Raw genomic sequence first — 18,902 nt, 5'->3', positions numbered from 1 at the left:
GAGGACGGCGCAGGTGCTGGAGAACCGTGAAGACGCGCGCGAGGACGCGCCCGATCGCGCTGATCAAGACATCTGCGTGGACGCCGTGTCGTCGTGCTCCGACTCGCCTTGACCGGCGCGCGCCGCGTCAGCTTTGACCTCGTCGCTCGCCGCATCCGTGGGCGGCGCGTCGTCGGCGTGCGCGTCCTCGGCGTCGCGGTGGTGCGGAGTGTTGTCGCTCATGGTGTTCCTTCCGTCCAGGGTCTCACCCTCTCGCCGGTGCCCCGATCCACGTACGGGCTTGACGGGCGACGCAACTCGTGAGTGTTACACGGTTGTGATTCGAGCTCGTCGTGGGCGATAATGGCGGCACAACCGGATATCCGGCCAGCACTCTCCATCAGGTCGTAGGGGAAGACGTACCTGAACGAAACGGAGAGATCGATGGCCACACCTCAGGCGCGCGGAGTGATCTTCATCCACTCCGCGCCACGCGCGCTGTGCCCCCACTTGGAGTGGGCGGCCGGACGCGCCCTCGGTCATGCCGTCAACTTCGAGTGGGCGGACCAGCCCGTCCTCGACGGCAGCCGGCGCGCGGAGTTCTACTGGGAGGGACCCGCCGGCACCGGCGCCGCCCTCGCCACCGCCATGCGTGGGTGGGAGCACCTGCGTTACGAGGTGAGCGAGGATCCGACGCCTCGCAGCGACGGCGGCCGCTGGCTCCACACGCCGAGCCTCGGCATCCACTATGCGCAGACGGATACGGCGGGCAATGTCGTCATCGGCGAGGATCGCCTCCGGTACGCGATGGAGATCGCGGCGGGAGACATCGCCGAGCTGCAGCGGGAGCTGGACGTCGCGCTCGGGGTTGCATGGGATGACGAACTCGAACCGTTCCGGCACGCGAGCGACGACGCTCCGGTCGTGTGGCTGCACAAGGTCGGCTGAGACGGTCGGGGGGGGTCAGGACACTTCACGATCGGAAAGGATGTCAGGCGGGGCAGGAGAGCCTCGACCGGCTGCGGACGGCTTCCCGGAGACCGGGGCGGCCTCGGCCCCGCCTGAGCGAGACGACAGACGCCCCCGGTGGCTTCCCGGGGGCGTCTGTCGTGGTCGGAGTCAGACCGAGCGGAACGCGACGACGGCGTTGTGGCCGCCGAATCCGAACGAGTTGCTGATGGCCAGCTGGTCACCGTCGCCGAGCGGCACGGCGTCGCCCGAGAGACGGAACGGCACGGCCGGGTCGGGCTCGGTGATGTTGATGGTCGGCGGAGCCACACGGTCGCGCAGCGCGAGGACCGTGAACATCGCCTCGAGGGCTCCCGTGCCGCCCAGAAGGTGGCCGGTGGACGCCTTCGTGGCCGACACCGGCATCTCGTCCACGCGGTCACCGAAGACCGACTTCAGAGCGACGTACTCGTTGGGGTCGCCGACGGGGGTCGAGGTCGCATGCGCGTTGACGTGCGTGACGTCGGCGGGCGCGGCATCCGCCATCTCCAGCGCGAGCCGCACCGCACGCGCGGCGCCGGTGCCCTCCGGGTCGTTGGCCGTGATGTGGTACGAATCCGCCGTGACGCCACCGCCGACGAGCTCGGCGTAGATCTTGGCACCGCGCGCCTTCGCGTGCTCCTCGGTCTCGAGGATGAGGACCGCGGCGCCCTCGCCCATGACGAAGCCGTCACGGTCGATGCTGCCGGGACGGGAGGCTGTTTCGGGGGAGTCGTTGCGTCGCGAGAGCGCCTGCATCGAGGCGAACGACGCGATCGTGATGGGGTGGATCGCCGATTCGGTGCCACCTGCGATGACGACGTCGGCGAGGCCGGCGCGCATGTGCTCGAGGGCGTTGACGATCGACTCGGTGCTCGAGGCGCATGCGCTCGCGAACGTGCGGGCGTAGGCGCGGGCACCGAAGTGCAGGGACAGGTTGCCCGCCGCGGCATTGGGCATGAGCATGGGCACCGTCATGGGCATGACGCGGCGCGGGCCCTTGTCACGCAGGGTGTCCCATGCGTCGAGCAGCGTCCACACGCCGCCGATGCCGGTGGCGAACTCGACGCCCAGACGCTCGGGGTCGACCTCGGGCGAGCCGGCGTCCTCCCACGCTTCCTTGGCCGCGACCATCGCCAGCTGCGACGACGGGTCGAGGCGCTTGGCGACCGGGCGCTCCAGGACGGTCTCGGGGCGCACCTTCGCCTCTGCGGCGAAGGTGACGGGCAGCTGGTACTGCTCGACCCACTCGTGCTCGAGCGTGCGGGTACCCGATTCACCGGCGAGGAGGGCGTCCCAGCTCTCGCCGGCGGTACCGCCGATGGGGGAGGTCGCACCGATGCCGGTGACGAAGATTCGCTTGTTGCTCATGGTTCCCTCGTGCTGCTCCGGTGGGGGCGGACCCCCACCGGACGCGCGGATCAGGCCTGGTTGGACGAGATGTAGGTGACGGCGTCGCCGACGGTCTTGAGGTTCTTGACCTCGTCGTCGGGGATCGTGACGCCGAACTTCTCCTCGGCGTTGACGACGATCGTCATCATCGAGATGGAGTCGATGTCGAGGTCGTCCGTGAACGACTTCTCCAGCGCGACCTCGTCGGCCGAGATGCCGGTCTCGTCGGTGATGAGTTCGGCCAGGCCGGCGAGGACCTCGTCGTTGGTGAATGCCATGGGATTGCTCCTTCTGTGGGTATCGGGCCCAGCCGGGCCGGTAGTCAGTTTAGGTGGGGGAGAGTCGCCGTCACGGGAGGACGACGACCTGTGCGCCGAACACGAGTCCGGCGCCGAAACCGATCTGCAGGGCGAGACCGCCGCTGAGCTCCGGGTGCTCCTCGAGCAGACGATGCGTCGCCAGCGGGATGGATGCCGCCGACGTGTTGCCCGTGGTCTCGATGTCGCGGCCGATGACGACGGATTCGGGGAGCTTCAGCTGCTTCGCGAACTCGTCGATGATGCGCATGTTGGCCTGGTGCGGCACGAAGGCGGCCAGGTCGTCGGGGGTGATGCCCGCCGCTTCGATGGCCTGACGCGCGACCTTGACCATCTCCCAGACCGCCCAGCGGAAGACGGTCGGGCCTTCCTGGCGCAGCGTGGGCCACGGCGCGGCACCGTCGCGGAACTCGGTCAGCGTGTGGTTCATGCCCACGGCATCCGCCTTGGATCCGTCCGAGCCCCAGATCGTCGGACCGATGCCCGGGGTCTCGCTCGGGCCGACGACGACGGCGCCCGCTCCGTCACCGAGGAGGAACGAGATCGAGCGGTCGCTCGGATCGACGATGTCGCTGAGCTTCTCGGTGCCGATGACGACCGCGTAGTGGGCCGCCCCTGCGCGGATGAGGGCGTCCGCCTGCGCGACGCCGTAGGCGAAGCCCGCGCAGGCTGCGTTCAGGTCGTACGCGGCTGCGGGGTTGGCGCCGACGCGGTCGGCGACGATCGCCGACACCGACGGAGTCTGCTTGGGGTTCGAGATCGTCGCGACGATGACCGCGTCGATCTCGTCGGCGGGGACGCCCGAGCGCTCGATGGCCTCGGCGGCGGCATCCGCGGCGAGATCGATCGCCGTCGTGTCCGCCTCGGCCCGGACGCGGGTGACGATGCCGGTGCGCTGGCGGATCCACTCGTCGCTCGAGTCGATCGGACCGATGAGGTCCTCGTTCGGGACCGCCTTCTCGCCGCGCGCGGCGCCGTAGGCGTAGATGCGGGTGTGGGCGGCACCGGTCGGCTGGATCAGCTGGGGGGTCATGCGTTCTCTCCGGTCAAGAGGGCGTTCGCTGCGGCGAGGTCCTGGGGCGTCTTCACCGCAACAGACGGTACGCCGCGCAGTCCGCGCTTGGCGAGTCCGACGAGTGTCCCCGCCGGGGCCAGCTCAATGATGCCCGCGACACCGTTCTCCGCGAAGGAGGACATGCACAGATCCCACCGGACGGGGTTCGCGACCTGTGCGACCAGGAGGTCGAGCGCTGCGCGCCCATCCGAGACGGTGCCCCCGTCGCGGTTGCTCCAGAGCGTGAGGGAGGGATCGGATGCCGCCACGTCGGCTGCAGCGGGGCGGAGCGTCTCGACGGCGGGGGCCATGTACCGCGTGTGGAACGCGCCGGCGACCTGCAGGGGGATCACACGGCTTCCGCGCGGTGCGTCCGCGCCGAGTTCGGCGAGGGCGGAAAGCGCACCGGCGGCGACGATCTGACCGCCGCCGTTGTAGTTCGCCGGCGTGAGGTCGAGCTCCTCGAGGCGCCCGAGCACGGTCGACTCGTCTCCGCCGACGACGGCGCTCATGCCGGTCTCCTCGAGTGCGGCGGCCTCGGCCATTGCGCGCCCGCGGATGCCGACCAGACGCATGCCGTCCTCTTCGGAGAGCACTCCCGAGGCGACGAGCGCCGCGATCTCGCCGACCGAGTGGCCGGCGACACCGTCGGGGCGGTGGCCGGCGGCGATGAGGGAGCGCCATGAGAGCAGGCTGGCTGCGACGATGAGCGGCTGGGCCACTTTGGTGTCGCGGATACGGTCGGCATCCCATTCGGTCCCCGCGGCGACGAGGTCGACCCCGGCGTACGCGGAGTACTGCTCGAGCAGTTCGCGGGTGCCTTCGGTCTCGAGCCACGGGGCGAGGAACCCGGGGGTCTGCGAACCCTGGCCCGGGAAGACGGCGATGATCACGGTTTCCATCCTTGCAAGTTCAGGTCGGACGTGCTGTCGGTCGGCGCACAAGAAAGTGCGATTCGTTTGTTCGTGTCGTACAGGTCAGGCGCGGCGCGTGGGGCGTCGGCGTGTCACTTCGGCGCCGATCGACCCGAGGATGAGCGCCGTCTGGAGGATGAGCGCCTCCCGGGGACCGGTCGCATCCCACCCGATGACGTCCGAGACCCGCTTCAGGCGGTAGCGGACCGTGTTGGGATGCACGAAGAGCTCGCGGGCCGTCGCTTCGAGGGAGCGCCCGTTGTCGAGATAGCTCCAGAGCGTCGTCACGAGGTCGGTGGAGTGCGCCTGCAGCGGCCGGTAGATCTTCTCGATGAGGGTCGCCTTCGCGAGCGGGTCACCGGCGAGCGCCCTCTCGGGGAGCAGGTCGTCGGCCTCAACGGGGCGGGGAGCGTGGCGCCAGGACTTCGCCACCGCGAAACCCGCAAGCGCGGCCCGGGCGCTGAGACCCGCATCGAGCAGGGCAGGCGCGGTCGGGCCGAGCACGAGGTGACCGCTGCCGAAGCCCGGCTCGAGCCGGGTGGCGATCTCGGGGAAGGGGAGCTCCTCGGCGTCGTCCCGTCCCGCCTGATCGGCTCGTCCGATCACCAGCACGAGACGGGACCCCTGCACGCCGATGAGGACGTCGACACCGAGCTTGCGCGCCGTGCGGCGCACCTGGTCCACGTCGAGCTGCGGCGGCGTCGTGCCGACGAGGACCGCGACCTCGCCGTGACCGTGCCAGCCGAGGGCGGCGATGCGACTGGGCAGTTCCTCGTCGGCCTCTCCCGTGAGGATCGAGTCGACGACGAGGGCTTCGAGACGTGCGTCCCAGAGTCCACGAGCCTCGGCCGCGCGGGCGTAGACGTCGGCGGCGGCGAAGGCGACCTCTCGCGAATACAGGAGGATGCTCTCGCGGAGCCCGTTCCCGCGTCCGGCGACGCGTTCTTCGGTCGTCTCGACCGTCACCTTGATGAGTTGGAGAGTCTGCGTGAGGCTGATGCTCCGCAGCAGCTCGCGCGGCGCGGACGCGAAGACGTCGGCCGCGATCCACGGCGTCGAGTTCGGGTTGTCATACCACTCGACGAATGACGAGATGCCGGACTGCGCGACGAGGCCGACGGCCGACCGCCGCCCGGGGGGCATCTCGGCGTACCACGGCAGGGACTCTTCGAGCCTGCGCAGCGTGGTGGTCGCGAGATCACCCGAGATCCGACGGAGCCACGCCAGTGTCTCCGCCTTCTCCTGGGCGGTCGGCCGTTCGGTCATCGTGCGGGTCAGGCTTCGCCGCCCGCGTTGCCGGAGGTGCCGGCGTTGACGTCGTGCAGACGGTACTTCTCGATCGCCTGAGCCGACAGGCCGCGGTCGACGACACCGTCCTCGGCGAGTGCCTGCAGGGTGCGCACGACGATCGACGGGCCGTCGATCTTGAACTGGCGTCGTGCGGCTGCGCGGGTGTCCGAGAATCCGAAGCCGTCGGCGCCGAGCGTGGCGTAGCGACGCGGGATCCACTGGCGGATCTGGTCCTGCACCGCGTGCATGAAGTCGCTGACCGCCACGATCGGGCCCTCCGAGTCGCGGAGCTTCTCGGTGACGTAGGCCGTCTTGGCCTCCTCGGTCGGGTGCAGGAAGTTGTGCTCGTCGGCGGCGAGGCCGTCCCGGCGCAGCTCGGTCCAGCTCGTGACCGACCAGACGTCGGCGCTCACGCCCCAGTCCTTCTGCAGCAGCTCCTGCGCCTCGAGCGCCCACGGCAGACCGACGCCGGAGGCGAGGATCTGGGCGCGGTGGCCCTCACCCGAGCCGGTGGCGACGCGGTGGATGCCGCGGACGATGCCGTCCACGTCGACGTCCTCCGGCTCCTTCGGCTGCACGATCGGCTCGTTGTAGACGGTGATGTAGTACATGACGTTCGGGTCTTCGTGCTCCCCGCCGTACATGCGCTCGAGGCCCGACTGCACGATGTGCGCGATCTCGTAGCCGTAGGCGGGATCGTAGGAGACCGTCGCCGGGTTGGTCGACGCCAGCAGGTGCGAGTGGCCGTCGGCGTGCTGGAGGCCCTCACCGGTCAGCGTCGTCCGACCGGCCGTCGCGCCGATGATGAAGCCGCGCGCCATCTGGTCGCCCGCTGCCCACTGGGCGTCGCCCGTGCGCTGGAAGCCGAACATCGAGTAGAAGACGTAGACCGGGATGAGCGGCTCGCCGTGCGTCGCGTAGGACGTGCCGACACCCGTGAAGGCGGCGAGGGCGCCGGCCTCGTTGATGCCGACGTGCATGATCTGGCCCTGCGGGCTCTCCTTGTAGGCCAGGAGCAGCTCGCGGTCGACGGACGTGTAGTTCTGCCCGTTCGGGTTGTAGATCTTCGCGGTCGGGAAGTACGCGTCCATGCCGAACGTGCGCGCCTCGTCGGGGATGATCGGCACGATGCGGTGGCCGAAGTCCTTCGTGCGCAGCAGATCCTTCAGCAGTCGGACGAACGCCATGGTCGTGGCGACCTCCTGCGTCCCCGAGCCCTTCTTCGGCAGCGCGTAGAGGCTGTCGTCGGGAAGGCTGAGCGACGTGTACTTGCTGCGACGCTGCGGGAGCGTGCCGCCGAGCGTGCGACGGCGTTCGACCATGTACTCGATGGTCTCGTCGTCCGCACCCGGGTGGTAGTACGGCGGCTCGTAGGGGTTCTCCTCGAGCTGCGCGTCCGTGAGCGGGATGTGCATCTGGTCGCGGAACAGCTTGAGGTCGTCGAGGGTCATCTTCTTCATCTGGTGGGTCGCGTTGCGACCCTCGAAGTGCGGCCCCAGGCCGTAGCCCTTGACCGTCTTCGCGAGGATGACGGTCGGCTGCCCCTTGTGCTCGATGGCGGCCTTGTACGCCGCGAAGACCTTGCGGTAATCGTGCCCACCGCGCTTGAGGTTCCAGATCTGCTCGTCGGAGTAGTCCTTGACGAGGGCGGCGGCGCGCTCGTCGCGCCCGAAGAAGTGCTCACGTACGTAGGCACCGTTCTCGGCCTTGTACGTCTGGAAGTCGCCATCCGGCGTGCTGTTCATGAGGTTCAGCAGGGCGCCGTCGGCGTCGCGGGAGAGCAGGTCGTCCCACTCGCGCCCCCAGACGACCTTGATGACGTTCCAGCCGGCGCCGCGGAAGAAGCTCTCCAGCTCCTGGACGATCTTGCCGTTGCCGCGGACCGGGCCGTCGAGGCGCTGCAGGTTGCAGTTGACGACGAAGGTGAGGTTGTCGAGTCCCTCGTTCGCCGCGACCTGCAGCTGACCGCGGCTCTCGACCTCGTCCATCTCGCCGTCGCCGAGGAAGGCCCAGACGTGCGAGTCGGAGAGGTCCTTGATCCCACGGTTGGTGAGGTACTTGTTCGTCATCGCCTGGTAGATGGCGTTGATCGGTCCGAGACCCATCGAGACGGTCGGGAACTGCCAGTAGTCCGGCATGAGGCGCGGGTGGGGGTAGGAGGGAAGGCCGTTCGGAGCCGCGGATGCCTCCTGGCGGAAGCCGTCGAGCTGCTGGCTCGTGAGTCCGCCCTCGAGGAACGATCGGGCGTACATGCCGGGGGAGGCGTGGCCCTGGAAGAAGACCTGGTCGCCGCCGCTGGAGTGATCCGGGCCGCGGAAGAAGTGGTTGAAACCCACCTCGTACAGCGCTGCCGAGGAGGCGTACGTCGAGATGTGGCCGCCGACACCGATGCCGGGACGCTGCGCACGGTGCACCGTCAGGGCGGCGTTCCAGCGGATCCAGCGACGGTAGCGACGCTCGACCTCTTCGTCACCCGGGAACTCGGGCTCGCTGTCGACGGGGATGGTGTTGATGTAGTCCGTGGTCGGGACCTGCGGGACATTCAGGTGCAGTTCACGCGAGCTCTGCAGCAGGCTCAGCATGATCTCGCGGCCGCGACTCGCGCCTCGGGCGTCGACGAGCTGCCGCAGGGATTCCTGCCACTCCGACGTCTCTTCCGGGTCGCTGTCCTGCGGGCCCTGCGAGTACGGATCCTGATCGTTGACAGTCACAAGAGGCCTTTCGTCGCCTGGCAGATCGTGCCAGGAAGGAGGGTTCGAGCGAGGGCGCGCTTGTTCGCCGCGCACAACTCGCTTGTCCTCAGCCTACCCATTCCGTTCGACGGTGTTCGCCGCTCGGGACGGCTCGATGAGGCAGGCCAGGACGGATGCCGGGAGTGGGCCCTGCCGGGATCGAACCGACGACATCCACGGTGTAAACGTGGCGCTCTACCAGCTGAGCTAAAGGCCCTGGGGCACCGAGTCTACGGGCGTGCGCCCTCGACCCGGTGCGCGGTCACCGCGCCGCGGGTTCCGTGTGGAGGTCTCCGCCCGGCGCCAGCCGCGAGTGTCGACGCGAGTAGGCGAAGTAGATGACGAACCCGAGGGCGAGCCAGATGAGGAACCGGAGCCAGGTCTCGACCGTGAGGTTCAGCATCAGGTAGATGCAGACGGCGGCGGAGAGCGCGGGCAGCCACGGGTTGAGGGGAACCCGGAAGCCGCGCGGCAGATCGGGGCGGCGGCGGCGCAGCACGATGACGCCGAAGGAGACGAGCACGAACGCCGACAGCGTGCCGATGTTGACCATCTCCTCCAGAACGCCGACGGGTGTGAGCCCGGCGACCACGGCGACGATGACCGTCACGATCAGCGAGATGACCCACGGGGTGCGGAAGCGGGGGTGCACCTTGGCGAGACCCCGGGGGAGGAGGGCATCACGCGACATGGCGAAGATGATGCGCGTCGCGCCGATCATGAGCGTCAGGACGACGGTGGTCAGGCCGGCGACGGCGCCGGCCGAGATGACCGTCGCCATCCAGGTCTGGCCGTGGAAGGCGAACGCGTTCGCGAGGGCCGCAGCCGGATCGAGGTCCTGGTAGGGGACCATGCCGGTGACGACCAGCGCGACGGCGCCGTAGAGGATCGTGCAGATCACGAGCGAGGCGATGATGCCGATCGGCAGGTCGCGCTGGGGACGCTTGGTCTCCTCCGCCGTCGTCGCGACGACGTCGAAGCCGATGTACGCGAAGAACACGAGAGCGGCGCCGGCGAAGATGCCCCCCACGCCGAAGGCGGTCGGCTCGATGCCGGAGAAGAACTGCAGGAGCGGCTGCGTCAGACCCGACGCCGTCTCGCGCGGCGCGGCATCCGGGATGAACGGCGAGTAGTTCGCCGGGTTCACGAACATGAGACCGGCGATGATCACGAACAGGACGATGAAGAGCTTGACCGCCACGAGGACGAGGTTCACCCGAAGCGATTCACGGATGCCGACGGTGATGAGCACGCCCAAAACGACCACGAGCAGCATGGCCATCACGTCGACCGTCCCGCCGTATCCGATGGCGGCGGGGATCGGGGCGCCGAGCTGCTCCATCAGCGAGCCGAGGTATGCGCTCCATCCCTGCGCGACGACACTCGCGCCGAGGAACATCTCGAGGATCAGGTCCCAGCCGATGATCCACGCGAACAGTTCGCCGAGCGACGCGTACGAGAAGGTGTAGGCCGAGCCGGAGACCGGGACCGTCGACGCGAATTCGGCGTAGCACATCGCGGCCAGACCGCACGCGATGGCGGCGACGACGAAGCTGATGACGATCGCGGGTCCGGCGACCTCGTGCGCCGCCCGCCCCGTGAGGGTGAAGATGCCCGCACCGATGACGACACCGACGCCGAAGACCGTTAGGTCGAGCGCCGAGAGCGACTTCTTGAGCCGGAACTCCGGCTCCTCCGTGTCGGCGATCGACTGCTCGACCGTCTTGGTGCGCAGCATGCTCATGCTGATCTCCTCCCGCGCGATTCCGGCACGTCATGCTAGTGCGTCTCGCCATCGCGACTGAAGGCGACGCCCCGTCGGCGCGTACGGCGAGGGTAGGTTGGAGGGCGTGAAAGCCAGCTTTGCCGACCAGCGCCGCCTCCTCGATCTCGCCGATGCGGATCTCGCCGCGCAGCAGGCCGACCACGCTCGTCGCAACCCCGCGCAGGCGGCCCGCGTGAAGGAGCTGCTGGCCGAGCGCGCGACGCACTCGACCGAACTGACGCGGCGCCTCGGCGCGCGCGACGACGCGAAGACGGAACTCGCCCGCATCCAGTCCGACGTCGCCGTCGTCGATGCCCGCACCGCGCGCGACAACGAGCGTCTGGCCTCGACGTCGAGCGCGAAGGACGCGCAGGGGCTCGAGCACGAGATCGCTTCACTGGCCAGAAGGAAGTCCGACCTCGAGGACGCCGAGCTCGAGGTGATGGAGCGCCTCGAGGAGGCGGAGGCCGCCGTCGCCGAGCAGGAGGCGCTGATCGCGTCGGTCAACGCGGAGGGTGCTCGGCTGAGCACCGAGGCGAAGGACGTCGTCGCGGAGGCGACCGCTCGGTTCGAGGCCGCCACCCGGGACCGCGCCGCCATCGCCGCGTCTCTTCCTGCGGACCTGGTCGGCATGTACGACCGCCTCGCCGCACGCGGCATCGGCGCGGGGCTGCTGCAGCATCGGACCTGCGGGGGATGCCGCATGGTCCTGTCCGGGACCGACCTGAACGTCGTGCGCGCCGCAGCCGAGGACGACGTCGTCACGTGCCCGGAGTGCGGTTGCATCCTGGTGCGCGGCGAGGATTCCGGGCTCTGACCGATCCGGGTGCTCCCGTCGGGGACGCCGTCCCCTGGACCGTCGTGGGCACGTCTGGCGACGGCGTCGCCGTCGTCCCGGTGACCGCCGACGGCACCCGCGGCGAGCCCGCGGTCCTCGACCGAGCGGCTTTCGCCGCTCGGGTGCGGCGGGCCGACGACACGACCCGCTGGGTGTGGAGCGACACGACCGCCTGGTACCCGGCGCTCCTGGCCGAGGGGGTTCGGGTAGCGCGTTGCCACGACCTGCGGCTGTCGCACGCGATCCTGCGCGACAGCGCCCGTTCGGTCGGCGCGGAGGGGCTTCGTTCCGCGACCGAGTGGGATGCCGCGGCATCCGTCGTCAACGACGGTCCGAGCGCGCTCTTCGAGATCGACCCCGGCATCCGCGAAGTGCCGCACGACGTCGACTCGGCGGTCGCGGAGTTCATCCGACAGCGCGAGGTCGTCGCCGGGAGCGCGGCGGGGCTGCGCCTGCTGGTGGCCGCCGAGTCGGCCGGCGCGCTCGTCGCCACCGAGATGCACGCAGCAGGGGTGCCGTGGGACGGCGAGGTGCACGACGTGATCCTGACGGGGATGCTGGGCGCACGCGATCCCGGCGGAAGACAGCCGACTCGCATCGAGCGCCTGGGCGCCGAGATCCGGGAGCTGCTGGGCGATCCCGGTGTCAGTCTCGACTCGCAGCCCAAGCTGCTGCGCGCACTCCATCGCGTGGGGGTCGCCGCGACGTCGACGAGCAAGTGGGAGCTGCGCGAGTACGACCACCCCGTCATCGCGCCCCTGCTCGAGTACAAGCGGCTCATGCGCATGTTCACCGCCAACGGGTGGGCCTGGCGCGACGAGTGGGCCCCCGACGGACGATTTCGTCCGGTCTATGTGCCCGGCGGCGTCGTCACGGGCCGGTGGGCCTCCTCCGGCGGTGGCGCGCTGCAGCTGCCGCGTCAGCTGCGTCCTGCGGTGCGGGCGGACCCCGGCTGGTCGCTCGTCGTCGCCGACGTCGCACAGCTCGAACCGCGGGTGCTCGCGGCGATGTCGCGGGACGCCGCTCTCGCCGAGAGCGCCCGCGGCAGCGACCTCTACGAGGGCATCGTCTCCCGCGGGGTCGTGAGCACCCGGTCGGAGGCGAAGTTCGCGCTGCTCGGGGCGATGTACGGCGCGACGACGGGCGACAGCGGCCGGCTCGTGCCGGCGTTGCGTCGGGCCTACCCGCGGGCCATGGGACTCGTCGACGACGCCGCCGGGGTCGGCGAGGAAGGCGGTGTCGTCACGACGTGGCTGGGTCGCTCGAGTCCGCCGCCCTCTGCCGGGTGGCGCGCACTGCAGGGGCGGGCGGGCGATCCCGACGCGACCGAGGCCGACCGCACCCGCGCGCGACGCGCCGCCCGCGACCGCGGGCGATTCACCCGCAACTTCGTCGTGCAGGGCACGGCGGCCGAGTGGGCGTTGGCGTGGCTGGGGGACCTGCGCGCCCGGCTGGCGGCGTTGCCGCTCGTCGACGACGGGGATGCCGCGCCGCGGTCGGGCCCGCTCCACGCCCGCCAGGCACATCTGGCGTTCTTCCTGCACGACGAGGTGATCGTCCACACGCCCGCCGCGCAGGCGGCGCAAGCGGCCGAGGCGGTCTGCCTCGCCGCGGACGCGGCCACGCGGCTCCTCTTCGGCGACATCCCGCTGGACTTCCGCCTCGACCTGCAGGTGCGTGTCGACGCCGCGAAGGAGTGATGCTGCGTCCGGATAGACTCGAGGCCGCGAATGGGTCGGCTGGACGGTCGCGTGGCGCGCAGGCGCACCGAGGAACGTCCGGGCTCCACAGGGCAGGGCGGTGGGTAACACCCACCCGGAGTGATCCGCGAGACAGTGCCACAGAGAGCAGACCGCCCCGGTTCCGACCGGGGTAAGGGTGAAAGGGTGGTGTAAGAGACCACCGGGGTCGTGGTGACACGACCCGCACGGTAAACCTCGCCCGGAGCAAGGTCAGACAGGGGATGTCGACGCGGCCCGCCGAGTCCCCGGGTAGACCGCTGGAGCGGCACGGCAACGTGTCGCCGAGAGAGATGACCGTCCACGGGGTCCGCGAGGACCCCCGGACAGAACCCGGCGTACAGGCCGGCCCATTCGCCCTCTTGCGGGAGACGCCTCAGCGGGCGGTGGTGTCCGCGAGGTCGCCGCCCTGGTCGGCGGGGACGTCGTCGCGCTCGCCCGCGAGAGCGAGCGCCGCCGCGCCGATGATGCCCGCGTTGTTGCGGTGCACGGCGGGGACGATCTCGGTCTTCAGGTCGAGCAGCGGCAGGAACTTGTCGGCGTGCTTGGAGACACCGCCGCCCACGACGAACAGGTCGGGGGTGAAGAGGAACTCGAGGTGACTGTAGTACTGCTGCAGTCGGTCGGCCCAGGCATCCCACGACAGCTCTTCGCGCTCCATCGCGGAGTAGGCCGTGTAGTGCTCGAAGTCCTTCTTGTGCCCCGGACGGTGGAGGTGACCGAGCTCGGTGTTGGGCACCAGGACACCCTTGTAGATCATCGCCGTGCCGATGCCGGTGCCGAGGGTCGTGAGCAGGACGAGACCGTTCCGGTCCTTCGCTGCGCCGTAGCGCATCTCGGCGACACCGGCGACGTCCGCGTCGTTCGCGAAGTGGATCTGGCGGCCGAGGCCCTTCTCGAAGAACGCCTCCGCCTCGAAGTCGATCCATGTGTGCGCGACGTTGGCCGCGGACAGGGTGCGGCCGTTCTTCACGATCGCGGGGAAGGCGACGCCGAGTGGGACGTCGGCGTCCGTCACCTCGAGCTTCTCGAGCACCTCGCGGACGGCGGTGAGCACGTCGTCGGGTTCCGCACCCTTCGGCGTCGGGACCTTGATCCGGTCAGTGAGGAGCGTTCCTTGCGAGAGGTCGACGAGGGCACCCTTGATGCCCGTCCCTCCGATGTCGATGCCGACGGCGGTGGTGGCGGTCCCAGTCATGCCACCGAGCCTACTGCGACCGCGGAGACGGATTCGTAGGATGCCGGCCGCGGCGTTCGTAGGATGAAGCAGACGAGGCCGAGGAGGACCCATGAGCGACGCCGACAAGTACTGGTACAACCTGAAGACGGGCGAGGTGCAGCGGGGGTTCGAGGCTCCGGCCGTCGACCGTGCCGGCCCGTTCGACACCGCTGAGGAGGCGGCGCGCGCGCCCGAGATCATGCGCGAACGATCCCGGGCGTGGGCGGAGGAGGACGCGGCCGAAAACGGGTGAGTGGGGTCGCGTCGCGTGAGTGCAGCGCGGCGGGAGACCGATAGTCTGGCAGTCGGCTCGGCACCGGGAAGGATGCGATGGACAAGCAGCGTGACTTCGTTCTGAGGACGATCGAGGAGCGGGGGGTCAAGTTCATCCGGCTGTGGTTCACGGACGTGACCGGAACCCTCAAGTCGGTCGCCATCGCCCCCGCGGAGGTGGAGGGCGCATTCGCCGAGGGCCTCGGGTTCGACGGCTCCGCGATCGAGGGTCTGACCCGCTCGTACGAGTCCGACCTGCTGGCCCACCCCGATCCGTCCACGTTCCAGACCCTGCCGTGGCGCGGTGAGATCGACCCCACGGCGCGCATGTTCTGCGACATCACGACGCCGGACGGTCAGCCGGCCGTCGCCGATCCCCGCAACGTGCTGAAGCGGGCCCTCGCGAAGGCGGGCGACGCGGGCTTCACGTTCTACACGCACCCCGAGATCGAGTTCTACCTGCTGAAGTCGTCGTCCTTCGGTCCCGAGGGTCCGGAGCCGGTGGACTCCGCCGGCTACTTCGACAACGTCCCCGGCGGGACGGCGCACGACTTCCGCCGTCGCTCGGTGCGGATGCTCGAGGACCTCGGCATCTCGGTGGAGTTCAGCCACCACGAGGGCGGCCCGGGCCAGAACGAGATCGACCTCCGGTACGCCGACGCGCTCGCGACGGCCGACAACATCATGACGTTCCGCACGGTCGTCAAGGAGGTGGCGATCGAGCAGGGCGTGTATGCGACGTTCATGCCCAAGCCCCTCAGCGGCAAGCCGGGCAGTGGGATGCACACGCACATGTCGCTCTTCGAGGGCGACATGAACGCGTTCTACGAGGAGGGTGCGCAGTATCAGCTCTCCAAGACGGGCCGTCAATTCATCGCAGGTCTGCTGCGTCACGCCAACGAGATCTCCGCCGTCACGAACCAGTTCGTGAACTCGTACAAGCGGCTCTGGGGTGGCGATGAGGCGCCCAGCTTCATCTGCTGGGGCCACAACAACCGCTCCGCGCTGGTCCGCGTGCCGATGTACAAGCCCAACAAGGGGCAGTCGACCCGCGTCGAGTACCGAGCGCTCGACTCCGCCGCGAACCCCTACCTGGCGTACGCGCTGATGCTCGCCGCCGGCCTCAAGGGCATCGAGGAGGAGTACGAGCTGCCGCCCGAGGCCGAGGACAACGTGTGGTCGTTGACGGATGCCGAGCGCCGCGCTCTCGGCTACGGACCGCTTCCGTCGAGCCTCGATCACGCCCTCGAGTACATGGAGGAGTCCGAGCTCGTCGCCGAGACCCTCGGCGAGCAGGTGTTCAACTACGTGCTTCTGAACAAGCGTCGCGAGTGGCAGGAGTACCGGTCGCAGGTGACGCCCTTCGAGCTGCAGAAGAACCTCGAGATGCTCTGAGGCGATGGCCTCCACCGAGCGACGGGCCGCCCTCACCGACCTGGCCCGTGCGGGCTTCTCCGACCTCGAAGCGTCGTCCGACGCGCTGGACGAACTGAGCTCCCTCACGGGTGTGGATCGTGACGAACTCGTCGAGGGTGCCCGGCGCGCGGCCGACCCCGACGGGGCGGTGCAGTCCTGCGTACGGATCGGTCGGCGCGACGCGGGAGCTGTCTGCTCCGCCCTGACGGATGCGAGCACCGTCCTGTGGTCGCTTCTGGGGGCGTCCTCCGGTTTCGCGGACTTCTTCCTCCGCCATCCCGAGGAGCTCATCCACCTCGTCGGCGCCGGGAACATGCTGCCGTCGCCGCAGAGCATGCGCGAGAGTCTTCTCGAGGCAGTAGGAGCGGATGCCGACGGGTTCGCGGCGGCATCCGATGAGTCGGCGTGGGTCGCCCTGCGGGTCCGCTACCGCCGGATCGTCGCCCTCATCGCGGCCTACGACCTCGCGGCGGACGATGCCACCGAGGTGCTCCCCGAGGTCGCAGCCGCCCTCGCCGATGCGGCGGGAGCCGCCCTGGATGCCTCGCTCTGCGCCGCGCGCACGCGGGCAGCTGTGGCGATGTTCCCGCGCGAGCAGGTGGCGGCCACACGCCTGGCGGTCATCGGGATGGGGAAGACCGGCGCGCGCGAGCTGAACTACGTCAGCGACGTCGACGTCATCTTCGTGGGGGGAGTCGCCCAGGGGGCCGAGCTCGCGGAGGGACGCGCGATCGACATCGCGACCCGCCTCGCCACCCTCACGATGCGCGGCATCTCGGACGTCGAGATCGAACCGCCGCTGTGGGAGGTCGACCCCAATCTCCGTCCCGAGGGCAAGCAGGGTGCCCTCGTGCGCACGCTCGACTCGCATCTGTCGTACTACGCGCGGTGGGCCAAGAGCTGGGAGTTCCAGGCCCTCCTCAAAGCCCGCCCGCTCGCGGGGGACCTGGAGCTGGGGGAGCAGTACCGCGCCGCCGTGCAGCCGCAGGTCTGGACGAGCAGCGCGCGAGAGAACTTCGTCGACAGCGTCCAGCGGATGCGCGAGCGGGTGACGGAGCACATCCCCGCCGACGAGGTCTCCCGTCAGCTGAAGCTCGGACCGGGCGGCATCCGCGACATCGAGTTCACGGTGCAGCTGCTGCAACTCGTCCACGGTCTGGCGGACGAAGGCATCCGTCAGCAGAGCACACTGGGCGCCCTGGTCGCGCTCGTCGGCGAGGGCTACATCGGGCGGACGGATGCCGCCGCCTTCGGACAGCACTACCGCACCCTGCGCGTGATGGAGCACCGCCTGCAGCTGCGGCGTCTCCAGCGCACGCACCTCATGCCGACGACGGATGACGAGCTGCGGGTCCTGGCCCGGGCGAGCGGCCTCGCGACGGACGCCTCCGGCATCAGTGCCGTGTGGGAGCGCATCAAGATGCAGGTGCGAGAGATCCACATCCGCCTCTTCTACCGCCCGCTCCTGTCGGCTGTCGCGGCACTGCCGGCGGACGAGCAGGGGGCGCTCTCGTCTGCGCAGGCTCATGATCGTCTCGCCGCCATCGGCTTCCGCGACCCGGCGGGAACCCTCCGTCACATCGGGGCGCTGACGAGCGGCCTGAGCCGTAAGGCGACGATCCAGCGGCACCTCATGCCGGTGATGATCCGCTGGTTCGCCGACGGTGTGGACCCGGACTACGGCATGGTGTCGTTCCGTCGGATCAGTGAGCGCCTGGGCGACACGCCCTGGTTCCTGCGCATGCTCCGCGATTCGTCCGGAGCGGCCGAGCGGCTGACGCACGTGTTGTCCGGTTCGCGGTACGCCGCGGATCTCATGGAATGGATCCCTGAGGCGGTCGCATGGCTGGACTCGTCGGAGCAGCTGCGTCCGCGATCGGGGTTCGCCCTGCAGCAGGAGGCGCGGGCCATCCAGGCGCGCCATGAGTCGATCGGCGACGCGATGCGCTCGGTGCGGGCGTTGCGACGCCGCGAGCTGCTCCGCCTCGCTCTCGGTGCGCTGCTGGGAGAGCTCACGATCGCCGAACTGGCGGAGGGGCTGACCTCGATCAGCGAGGTGACGATACAGGCGACTCTGCGCGCGGTCTGGCGCGAGGTGGTCCCGCCCGAGGATGACGCGCTCGATTTCGCGGTGATCGCGATGGGGCGTTTCGGCGGCGGTGAGCTCGGGTTCGGATCCGATGCGGACGTCATGTACGTCTACGACCCGAACGGGGTGCCGGCGCAGCGCGCGCATGAGCTGGCGCTGAAGATCGTGCAGGGCCTGCGCACGCACTCCGAAGATCACCGGGCGCCGTTCGACCTCGACGCCGGGCTCCGTCCCGAGGGCCGGAACGGTCCCATGGCGCGGTCGATCGACGCCTATGCGGAGTACTACCGGCGCTGGTCGCTCTCGTGGGAGGCGCAGGCGCTGCTCCGCGCGCGCGGCGTCGCCGGCAGCGTCAAACTGATCGCGAGGTTCATGGCGCTGGCCGATGACCTGCGGTATCCGCTCGACCCGGAACCCCAGGGGCTGCGCGAGATCAAACGCATCAAGGCCCGCGTGGAGAACGAGCGTCTGCCGCAGGGCGTGGACCGGTCGCGTCACCTCAAGCTCGGCCCGGGCGGGTTGAGCGACGTCGAGTGGCTCGTCCAGTTGCTGCAGCTGCGGCACGGCGCGCAGGTCGAAGGACTTCGGACGACGTCCACCACGGCGGCGCTGGCGGCCGCGGAGGGCGCCGGATTGGTTCCGGATGCCGCAGCGGAGCGGCTCGCTGCGGCATGGTGGCTCGCGAGCCGGCTCCGATCGGCGAACACTCTCCTGTCGGGCCAGACGAGTGACGTCCTGCCCAGCGACCGTGGCAAACTCGACGGGATCGGACGACTCCTCGAGTACGAGCCGCGCTCGGCCACCCAGGTGGAGGAGGATTGGCTGCGGACCGCGCGCCGTGCCCGTCGCGCCTTCGAGAATCTCTTCTACGGCTGAGCGCCGACCGACCGAAAGGCTT

General features: G+C 69.7%; 15 protein-coding genes, 1 tRNA gene and 1 other RNA gene. 7 read left to right on the top strand and 10 right to left on the bottom strand.

The window, feature by feature from the left end:
- Positions 1-63: 63 nt before the first annotated feature.
- Positions 64-222 carry a hypothetical protein gene (locus AB0259_RS05550; protein ID WP_366220182.1) on the bottom strand — a complete coding sequence of 53 codons (159 nt, stop codon included), beginning with the start codon at positions 220-222 and terminating at the stop codon, positions 64-66.
- Positions 223-423: 201 nt separating this feature from the next.
- Here AB0259_RS05550 and AB0259_RS05545 point away from each other — a divergent pair, with 201 nt between their 5' ends.
- Positions 424-927 carry a DUF3145 domain-containing protein gene (locus AB0259_RS05545; RefSeq protein ID WP_251580669.1) on the top strand — a complete coding sequence of 168 codons (504 nt, stop codon included), beginning with the start codon at positions 424-426 and terminating at the stop codon, positions 925-927.
- 171 nt (positions 928-1,098) lie between these two features.
- On the opposite strand, the gene AB0259_RS05540 is transcribed toward AB0259_RS05545, so the two are convergent.
- From AB0259_RS05540 to AB0259_RS05505, 8 genes are all read right to left on the bottom strand, one after another.
- Positions 1,099-2,337: a beta-ketoacyl-[acyl-carrier-protein] synthase II gene (locus AB0259_RS05540; protein ID WP_366220183.1), complete on the bottom strand. Its 1,239-nt coding sequence runs from the start codon at positions 2,335-2,337 to the stop codon at positions 1,099-1,101.
- 50 nt (positions 2,338-2,387) lie between these two features.
- Positions 2,388-2,636, bottom strand: coding sequence for an acyl carrier protein (locus AB0259_RS05535; RefSeq protein ID WP_065570643.1), 249 nt, complete (start codon positions 2,634-2,636; stop codon positions 2,388-2,390).
- Between the two features lie 70 nt (positions 2,637-2,706).
- A complete protein-coding gene (locus AB0259_RS05530) occupies positions 2,707-3,708 on the bottom strand; it encodes a beta-ketoacyl-ACP synthase III (RefSeq protein ID WP_366220185.1) in 1,002 nt (333 codons plus the stop codon).
- Positions 3,705-4,622, bottom strand: a complete 918-nt coding sequence (locus tag AB0259_RS05525) for an ACP S-malonyltransferase (protein WP_366220186.1) — start codon at positions 4,620-4,622, stop codon at positions 3,705-3,707. Before AB0259_RS05525 ends, AB0259_RS05530 begins: the two co-directional genes overlap by 4 nt.
- Positions 4,623-4,706: 84 nt before the next feature.
- Positions 4,707-5,909: a helix-turn-helix domain-containing protein gene (locus tag AB0259_RS05520; protein WP_251580673.1), complete on the bottom strand. Its 1,203-nt coding sequence runs from the start codon at positions 5,907-5,909 to the stop codon at positions 4,707-4,709.
- A gap of 8 nt (positions 5,910-5,917) precedes the next feature.
- Positions 5,918-8,644: a pyruvate dehydrogenase (acetyl-transferring), homodimeric type gene (aceE, locus tag AB0259_RS05515; RefSeq protein WP_366220188.1), complete on the bottom strand. Its 2,727-nt coding sequence runs from the start codon at positions 8,642-8,644 to the stop codon at positions 5,918-5,920.
- A 165-nt stretch (positions 8,645-8,809) separates the two neighbouring features.
- Positions 8,810-8,882 (bottom strand) — tRNA-Val (locus AB0259_RS05510).
- Between the two features lie 45 nt (positions 8,883-8,927).
- Positions 8,928-10,409, bottom strand: a complete 1,482-nt coding sequence (locus tag AB0259_RS05505; protein WP_366220190.1) for an amino acid permease — start codon at positions 10,407-10,409, stop codon at positions 8,928-8,930.
- A 106-nt stretch (positions 10,410-10,515) separates the two neighbouring features.
- Here AB0259_RS05505 and AB0259_RS05500 point away from each other — a divergent pair, with 106 nt between their 5' ends.
- From AB0259_RS05500 to rnpB, 3 genes are all read left to right on the top strand, one after another.
- Positions 10,516-11,247: a C4-type zinc ribbon domain-containing protein gene (locus tag AB0259_RS05500; RefSeq protein WP_366220192.1), complete on the top strand. Its 732-nt coding sequence runs from the start codon at positions 10,516-10,518 to the stop codon at positions 11,245-11,247.
- Entirely contained in the window at positions 11,205-12,968 is a 1,764-nt protein-coding gene (locus AB0259_RS05495) for a bifunctional 3'-5' exonuclease/DNA polymerase (protein ID WP_366220194.1), read from the top strand. Before AB0259_RS05500 ends, AB0259_RS05495 begins: the two co-directional genes overlap by 43 nt.
- Positions 12,969-12,999: 31 nt before the next feature.
- Positions 13,000-13,364: RNase P RNA component class A (rnpB, locus tag AB0259_RS05490), an RNA gene on the top strand.
- A gap of 19 nt (positions 13,365-13,383) precedes the next feature.
- Here the strand turns inward: rnpB and ppgK are convergent.
- Entirely contained in the window at positions 13,384-14,205 is an 822-nt protein-coding gene (gene ppgK, locus AB0259_RS05485; protein ID WP_251580678.1) for a polyphosphate--glucose phosphotransferase, read from the bottom strand.
- 91 nt (positions 14,206-14,296) lie between these two features.
- Between ppgK and AB0259_RS05480 the strand changes: the two genes are divergently transcribed.
- From AB0259_RS05480 to AB0259_RS05470, 3 genes are all read left to right on the top strand, one after another.
- Positions 14,297-14,479, top strand: coding sequence for an SPOR domain-containing protein (locus AB0259_RS05480; protein WP_251580679.1), 183 nt, complete (start codon positions 14,297-14,299; stop codon positions 14,477-14,479).
- A 77-nt stretch (positions 14,480-14,556) separates the two neighbouring features.
- Positions 14,557-15,894 (top strand): type I glutamate--ammonia ligase, encoded by a 1,338-nt coding sequence (gene glnA, locus AB0259_RS05475; protein WP_064002148.1) that lies wholly within the window; start codon positions 14,557-14,559, stop codon positions 15,892-15,894.
- Between the two features lie 4 nt (positions 15,895-15,898).
- Complete coding sequence (locus AB0259_RS05470; RefSeq protein WP_366220196.1) at positions 15,899-18,880, top strand: bifunctional [glutamine synthetase] adenylyltransferase/[glutamine synthetase]-adenylyl-L-tyrosine phosphorylase; 2,982 nt, start codon at positions 15,899-15,901, stop codon at positions 18,878-18,880.
- The last annotated feature ends 22 nt before the right edge of the window (positions 18,881-18,902 follow it).

The organism is Microbacterium sp. NPDC080005, assembly GCF_040702445.1.
Taxonomy (GTDB): Bacteria; Actinomycetota; Actinomycetes; order Actinomycetales; family Microbacteriaceae; genus Microbacterium; species Microbacterium oleivorans_D.
The sequence above is the reverse complement of the archived record's forward strand: the minus strand, read 5'-3'. Positions and strand labels throughout refer to the sequence as shown.